Origin of the sequence: uncultured Agathobaculum sp., from assembly GCF_963927765.1 — a bacterium.
Taxonomy (GTDB): Bacteria; Bacillota; Clostridia; order Oscillospirales; family Butyricicoccaceae; genus Agathobaculum.
In genome coordinates this window covers 20946-27673 of record NZ_CAWVCU010000058.1, presented here as the reverse complement: position 1 = coordinate 27673, position 6728 = coordinate 20946, and the positions used below count along the sequence as shown (strand labels likewise).

Annotated in this window: 8 protein-coding genes; all 8 read right to left on the bottom strand. The window is 62.1% G+C overall.

The features are described from left to right. Window positions 1-168 precede the first annotated feature (168 nt). The 8 genes from ABGT74_RS05280 to ABGT74_RS05245 are packed head-to-tail and all read right to left on the bottom strand — an operon-like array spanning window position 169 to window position 6727. Window positions 169-699: a putative phage tail protein gene (locus ABGT74_RS05280; protein WP_346704768.1), complete on the bottom strand. Its 531-nt coding sequence runs from the start codon at window positions 697-699 to the stop codon at window positions 169-171. Then, window positions 689-1843, bottom strand: a complete 1155-nt coding sequence (locus tag ABGT74_RS05275) for a baseplate J/gp47 family protein (RefSeq protein WP_346704767.1) — start codon at window positions 1841-1843, stop codon at window positions 689-691. The genes ABGT74_RS05280 and ABGT74_RS05275 overlap by 11 nt, the downstream gene beginning before the upstream one ends. Beyond that, entirely contained in the window at window positions 1833-2273 is a 441-nt protein-coding gene (locus ABGT74_RS05270) for a DUF2634 domain-containing protein (RefSeq protein ID WP_346704766.1), read from the bottom strand. The genes ABGT74_RS05275 and ABGT74_RS05270 overlap by 11 nt, the downstream gene beginning before the upstream one ends. Before the next feature lie 3 nt (window positions 2274-2276). Beyond that, window positions 2277-2552 (bottom strand): hypothetical protein, encoded by a 276-nt coding sequence (locus ABGT74_RS05265; RefSeq protein WP_346704765.1) that lies wholly within the window; start codon window positions 2550-2552, stop codon window positions 2277-2279. Then, complete coding sequence (locus tag ABGT74_RS05260) at window positions 2549-3556, bottom strand: hypothetical protein (protein ID WP_346704764.1); 1008 nt, start codon at window positions 3554-3556, stop codon at window positions 2549-2551. The genes ABGT74_RS05265 and ABGT74_RS05260 overlap by 4 nt, the downstream gene beginning before the upstream one ends. A 15-nt stretch (window positions 3557-3571) precedes the next feature. Then, window positions 3572-4336, bottom strand: a complete 765-nt coding sequence (locus ABGT74_RS05255) for a LysM peptidoglycan-binding domain-containing protein (protein WP_346704763.1) — start codon at window positions 4334-4336, stop codon at window positions 3572-3574. 26 nt (window positions 4337-4362) lie between these two features. Next, window positions 4363-6549: a tape measure protein gene (locus tag ABGT74_RS05250; RefSeq protein WP_346704762.1), complete on the bottom strand. Its 2187-nt coding sequence runs from the start codon at window positions 6547-6549 to the stop codon at window positions 4363-4365. Next, window positions 6542-6727 (bottom strand): hypothetical protein, encoded by a 186-nt coding sequence (locus ABGT74_RS05245; RefSeq protein WP_302666467.1) that lies wholly within the window; start codon window positions 6725-6727, stop codon window positions 6542-6544. Before ABGT74_RS05245 ends, ABGT74_RS05250 begins: the two co-directional genes overlap by 8 nt. Between the last annotated feature and the right edge of the window lies 1 nt (window position 6728).

Genomic DNA, 6728 nt, shown 5'->3' with positions numbered 1-6728 from the left:
CTCTGGGTCGTATGCCGCAGCCGCCGCGACGGCCAGCAGCACCAGCTGGTCGATCTTCTCCCAGTTCTCATTGAGCGCTTTCGGGATGTTGAACGTGTTCGCCCCGTCCGTCTCCGGGTCGTAGCAGAACAGATTCAAAGTTTCGGTTAATTTACTCATGCCCGCCTCCTAAAAAGCAAAATCGCGGATTAGATGGCTCTGCAGCTCGTTTATCGTCATGCCGTGCACCTCGCGCACCAAAAGATAGCGGTAGAGATACTCATACCCGACATGGCTCGGCAGCACCTCCAGCAGCGCATCCGTCAGGCTGGCAAGGTTCGCGGGCACGCCGTAGTCACCGTTGAACCGAATCTGCACCTTGTGCTGACGCGGCAGTTCGGTGACCTCGGACTGCCCGTTGATATAGCTGTCCGTCAGGTTTTCCAGCATGGCGGCCGTCACGGTCTGCGGCGCGCGCATCTTGGCCTTGACCCGGCTGCGCCGGTCGTCCAGCGTGTCGGTCGTCTGTGGGGTGACGCCGTATTCGCGCTCCCAGTGGACGATACCCCATGTCGCGGTGTCGATACATAGCTGCGTCAGCCAGTCGAGCGCCCGCGCGCGGAACACTTCGCCCAGCACCCAGATGATGCCCGCCGCCGCACCCACCTCTGGGCTGTTCAAGTACCGTTCAGGCAGCAGGTCGGCCAACTTACGCGCCATCGTCCGCCGCCTCCTCTGCGATGCCGTTTACCGTCACCGTGCCGAGCGTCGGGATCTCATCCGCGTCCAGCGGCACGTTGTCCGTGCCGCCGCCGACTAGCAGATCTGCGCAGTCAGTCACGCCGGGCAAGCCCATCACAATCGCCAGCACGCGGTTGTACACCACCTCTGCGCCCTCGGTGAACGCGATCTCGCCCAGATATTCAGCCAGCCGTTCCGTCAATTCTCGCTCGGTGTTCAATTTGGACACCGTTCCATCCGTGGTCACTGTCACGCTAACCTCGACCGGCACACCCGCCGCGCTCTCGACCGTCACCTCGGCGGTGACCGGCCGCTGCGTCTCGATGTAGGCCGCGACTTCGGCGCGCAGCTCCTCCTCGACTGGTCGCAGCGCCATGTCCGCGATGATGACTTTGACCGTGCCCGGCCCGTCCCAGCAGCGGATGACCGACGCCGCGCCCACGCCGTTGACCGCAAGCGCCCACTGGTGATAGTGCCGGTCGTTGCCCGAGGTCGGCGGCGTCTTTTTGTAGGCGTCCAAACGGGCAAACAGCGCCGCGTCCGTCTCCGGATCGGTGCCGCCCGCAGCGGCTTCGTTGGTGAGGGCAGTGACGCCGCTGACCGCCTGCTGCATACTGACGATCGCGCCCGCGGGCACGTTGTACGCCGTTCCGACCGCGTCCGCCGTCGCCGTGACCGTGCCGCTGCCGTCCTCGTCCAGCGTGAGCGCTTCGTCGGTGGCAAAGCCCAGCCCGTCTTGCGTCACGCACAGCGTGCCCGCCGGAATGGTCGTGCCCGCCGAGCCGGTGAAAGTCAGCAGAACACTCGCCGCCGTGCCCGGCTTGCGCGTGATGCCGTAGCCCGCCGCGTTCTTGTCGATGAAGCGGCCGCTCGTCTCGTCCACGAACGAGATCGGCACCTGCGCGCGCAGCGCCTGCAAGCCCTCCCAAAACACATAAGCGCCGGGCGCGAGGATGATCTGCAGCAGCGTGCCCTCGGCGGTGGACAACCCCAGCTCGTCCGAGAGAAAGGCGCGCAGCATGTCTTGGATGCCCTCCGGGGTCAGGCTGTCAAAGTCCTGCGCGAGCAGCGTCGCTTTGAGTGCGTCCAGCTGCATTTGCAGCGTTTCGGTTTTATCCGACATCGGTTTCCACCTCCATTTTCACCTCACCGTACACGCTTTGTATCGCAAAGCCGACCGTGAGCCGGTCGTCCACCACGGCGATCGTCGTGCCGGTCACCGCTGTGATATAAGGACAGGCGAGCAAACACTCTTCGATGTAGCGCTGCACCTCGGCGCGCTTGGTCTCCGCCTGATAGCCTTGCCCGATCAGCATGTAGGTTTCGTTGCCATAGTTTGCGGAAAAGCACGGCCAGAGGAACCGCTCGGTGTGCAGCGCGTTCCACGCCCACACCGCAACCGCCTCCGCCCGCTCGACCACGACCGGCACGCCCTGCCGCAAAATCGGCTTGTCTGCTGCAAAATCCCATGCGCATTCGCGCAGCACGGGCAGCTCTGCCGCCGGGGCGGCTGCCGTCGGCTGCAAATACGGGAAAATACTTTCCTCGGCCATGAGTTACCCTCCTTCCATGATGAGCAGCACGTCGTAGTGCTGCCGGTCTGCCGAGCGCAGCAGCAGCACACGGTCGCCGCGCGAAACGCCGCGCCGCAAGCCAGCTGCAAAGCCCAAATCGTCCTCATCGAGGGGCAAACCGTCCGCCTGCACCGCGACCTCACCGTCGTGCTGGGTGTCCTTTGTCACGTGGCCGAACATCAGCGCCGCGCCCGTGCCATTGGCCTTCGCTGCGTTTGGGTCGGGCAGGCAGCGTGCCAACTCGGCTACCTGGCTCATGTCTCCACCTCGCTTCCGCTCTCGCTCTCGCGCATCTCGTTCTTGAAATTCAGCGTCAGGCGGCAGGTGTACACCCCGTTTTGCCAGACGTGCGTGTCCTCGTCAATCCAGCAGGTGTTCGCAAGGCCGGTGTACGGCTCAGCAATATAAATGGTGTTGCCGGTGATGAGCTTCAAGTGCCCGAGACAGGTCACGCTGGCGCGCCGCTCGACCCCGTTATCCGCGAGGATTTCTTTTGCCTCGGCGGTCGCGTCCTCGCTGTCCGACTGCGTCAGCACGTCAGCCAGCAGGCCGTACCGTTTGACCGCCGCATTGTCCGAAATTTCGCGCACAAAGTTGCCGTCGCTGTCCACGATGATGACGCGGTTTTTCATGTTCTCGATGCTCTCGCCGTAGGTCGCGGTCTGCAAATTCGTCCCGCGCTGCAAAATCACCGACTGCGGCGTCACCGTGCGCTCAAGCACATTCAGCCGCAGCCCGGAAAACCGCAGCAGATACTTCTTGCCGGTTTGCTGGCTCGCCAGCGTGTAGGCCGTGTCGATGATGCGATAGACCTCGGTGGCCGAAAACTTACGCCGGATGGCGACGCCCGTCTGCGCGAGCGACCCAACCGGCACGCCGTAGGTGCTGCACAGCTGCCGCGTGATGGTTTCGGGCGTCTCGCCCGTGTACTTGCGGCTCGCGCGGCTGTTCTTCAGATAAAAGCCAAAGTCGTAGCAAGTCACCGACATCGTGGATGCGTCGGTCGATTTGTCCTTGCTGGCCACCACCCCGGCAAACAGCGTTTCCTTGCCCACGCCCATCGAAATGCCGCCCGCAAGCGGCAAATAGACGTAAGGCAGGCGCGGGTCGGTGGCAGAGACGATCATCTCCAGCTCGAGCGTGCGGCACACGCTGTCCACGTCGCCCGACCACGCGATGCGCCGGAACATGTGCGACACATCCCACTCGCCGTCATCGTTGCGCACATGCACCCACGGGTGCACATACTGGTATTGCTCCATGTCTCCCGCCCTCCTTTACAGCGCCGACGCGGGCGGGATTTTGAGAACGCTCCCGTCGTAGATGAGGTTGGGATTGGGGATGCCGTTATAGGCGGCGAGTTTGGGATACAGGTTCGCGTTGCCGTAATACTTGCGGCAGATACCCGAAAGCGTGTCCCCCGTCTGCACCGTGTGGTTCTGCACGGCGGTCTGCGCGGGCGTTGCGGTCGCGCGGGCGGGCGTGGACACGGTCGCCGCCTGTCCGGAGGACGTGCCCTCATCCCCCACCAGCCGCACAGGATTGGGCTGGCGGTGCCGCCGCATGGTCAGCACGCAGTAGTAGTCGCCCACGCCCTCCTGCTGGCGGTATTGCAGGTTTTCCAGCAGCACCTCGCATTGCGTTCGGCTGTCCGAGACGATAAACCGGCACACCTGCTTGTTATCGCTCGTCAGCTCGAAAAAGTCGATATAATGGAACGGTTCAAGCACCGTGGTGGGGTCGTTAAAGGGGTACGCCTGCACGGGCAGCATGAACTCCAGCCGCTCGGTGAACAGCGTGCGGTCACCCGCGAGATGTACGTCCCCGAAGCCGGTAAGGTTGACCGTCTCGATGTTCACGCCGCGGTCGATGATATATTCCTTAGGCGTGACCGGCAACACGACCTCCTGCCCGGTGGTCAGGTTGACGAAAATGATGCGGCGTTTGCGGGGGCGATAGGCTGCCGCCTGCTGAGCGGCCAGCGTGCCGACCATATTTCCGATGATGGCGCCGCCGATGATGATGCCGCCTGTGATGGCCATGGGGCGTTCCTCCTTTCCCGATGTGATCAGCGCAGAATACGCACCTGCGCCATGATACGCGCCGCGACCGCCTCGGCGATCGCGCCGATGTCGCTGTCCTGCCGAACGGTGTAGTTGCCGCCCATGTAGATGTTGACACCGCCCGTGCCGCCCTGATCCTGCGCCCGCGCCTCGCGCGCAGTCAGCACGCGCTCGCCCTCGTGCAGCAGATAGAGCGTGTTGTCGCGCGGCACGCGGTTTTCGCCGATGGCACGATAAGGCGAGGTCGCGCCGGTCAGGTGAGAGCCGGTGGTCGTGCCGGTGAATGTGCCAGTTGCAACACCAGCGGAAGTACCGATAGAGCCTGTAACTACCGGAATAGTAATTGTCTGCGGTCGATAGCTGGCAATCGCCGCTGAAATACCCTTGGTGTACTGTTGCCCCAAACGCAAGCCCGCGTTGTAGTATGTCGCGTCAGCCGAGGTGTCGGCGGCCACCTGCTGTGCCAGCGTCAGCTGGCTCTCAAGCAAGATCTGCGCACCTTCACTGGCGTTATACTCGTTTTGCGCCATGACCTGCGCTTCTGCCAGCAAGCGGCCCATGTCGGCCTGTGCCTGCTGCGCGGCCGTAGAGTCAGCGGGCTGCGCCGCCGCAATCGATGCAGCAGACGCATATTCCTCAGCCATTTCCTGCAGACGAGCGAGCTGTGCCTCAAAGCCATCCTCCGGCATCACACCGGTCATCACGGCGTCCATCACATCTCGCACCATCTGCTCACGGGTGTTTTCAAGGCTTGCTTGAAACGCGCCGATTTGCTCATAAGCCTGCTGCATAGATGCGCCCATTTCGCCATTCATCCAGTCCAGCTGCTCCTGCAGTCCAGCCTTGCGCGCTTCGTTATAGCCCTCGCCCATCGCGGCCTGCAAATCTGCATTTGCGTCCTCGATGTTGCCCATCAGACCCTCATAGCTGGATGCCAGCCGTTCAGACAGACCGCCGTACTGCTCACCGATGTAGTCCAGAATTGCGTCGGCTGCCTGCGTGCCGCTGACCTTGCCGTCCGAAATCATATCCTGTACCGCGCTCTCCTGTACGCCGAGTGCTTGGCTTAACGCTTCATAGACATTCAAGCCACGCTCTGAGAAATAGTTTAGGTACTCAAGCGTAGCCTTATCAGTGATGCGCATGCGGTTGAGACCGGACACCCAGAGCGACACATCCGAACTGGTAAGATCCAGACCTGCAGTCGCGTCCGACAGATCGCCCAGCACGGACAGAATCTCGTCCGGCGCATAGGAGTTTAGTAATTGCTTGGTATAGGCTGTGATCTCATCATAGGTATAATTGGTGCGTGTGGCCATCTCGCGTACCTGCTCAAGGTAAGCATCAGCCGTCTCGTCGCCGCCCAGCGCCTTGGCAAAGGCCATCTTGGTCTGTTCCCGCGATCCTGCAATTGCACTGCCGTTTGTCAGCGCTGTGGCTTGCTCCTCGAGCACGCCCTCGGTTGCCTCCTGCACATACGCCTTAAACGCCTCGTCCTTTTCGGTGAACTTCTGCGTCGCGGCTTCGATGCCGCCGGACACCGCGCCGATCAGACCGCCCGCAGCCGCGCCAATAGCCGTGCCAATACCGGGCGCAACCATCGAACCAGCGGCCGCGCCCATGGTCGCGCCCGAAATCGCGCTGCCGAGGAACGATTCAATCGCCGCACCATCGGTCGTGCCGTAGTACGAGCCGAAGAACGCCCCCGCCGCACCTGACAGGCTATTGCTCAGCATGTCACCGAAGCCCGCGGTCGCCAGTGCCGAACCAACCGTGCCCAGCATCGAGCCAGAGCTGCCCGCCTTGGCACTGCTCCCGCCCGCCGCGCTTTGCCGGTTGGCGATTTTGCTGTTCGTACCGGCGAGCGTCCGCATGCTTTTCTCTGCTTCTATTGCATTCGCATTGACCGCTTTTAGCTGGCTGGCCAGATTATTCAGCTCAAACTGCTTATCTTTCATGGCCAGCTCATCCGCTGCGTCTCCCGTTTCTTCAAAGCGTTTTTTTGCTTCTCGCAGCTCGTTTTTGACCTTTGTCATATTGAGCTGCACGGAAACGCGCGTCTTATTCAGCGTATCAAGGCTTTGCTGTAACGACTCGATGCTCTTCACGCCCGTGCGCGTTGCATCTGCAATCTTCTTGAGGGTCGTGGTATAGTTGTCCTTCGCGCTCAGCGCAATCGAAACGTCAGGCATGGGCGGCGGCCTCCTCCCGGTGCAGTTTTTCGCTCTCCGCCCGCCAGCGGATGCCCTCCAGCGCCTTGGGCAGGCACTCCTTTAGCACAAACGCTTGCAGCACCAGCTTCTCGCCGGGCGGGAGCTTCAGATAGTCGGACGGCAAGACGTGATGCTGCCGAAAAAGCAGGTACATCAAA

Coding starts and splice junctions, on each gene's coding strand:
- ABGT74_RS05260 (WP_346704764.1), bottom strand. CDS start 3,556: ATGGAGCAATACCAGTATGTGCACCCGTGGGTGCATGTGCGCAACGAT.
- ABGT74_RS05280 (WP_346704768.1), bottom strand. CDS start 699: ATGGCGCGTAAGTTGGCCGACCTGCTGCCTGAACGGTACTTGAACAGC.
- ABGT74_RS05255 (WP_346704763.1), bottom strand. CDS start 4,336: ATGGCCATCACAGGCGGCATCATCATCGGCGGCGCCATCATCGGAAAT.
- ABGT74_RS05250 (WP_346704762.1), bottom strand. CDS start 6,549: ATGCCTGACGTTTCGATTGCGCTGAGCGCGAAGGACAACTATACCACG.
- ABGT74_RS05270 (WP_346704766.1), bottom strand. CDS start 2,273: ATGGCCGAGGAAAGTATTTTCCCGTATTTGCAGCCGACGGCAGCCGCC.
- ABGT74_RS05265 (WP_346704765.1), bottom strand. CDS start 2,552: ATGAGCCAGGTAGCCGAGTTGGCACGCTGCCTGCCCGACCCAAACGCA.
- ABGT74_RS05275 (WP_346704767.1), bottom strand. CDS start 1,843: ATGTCGGATAAAACCGAAACGCTGCAAATGCAGCTGGACGCACTCAAA.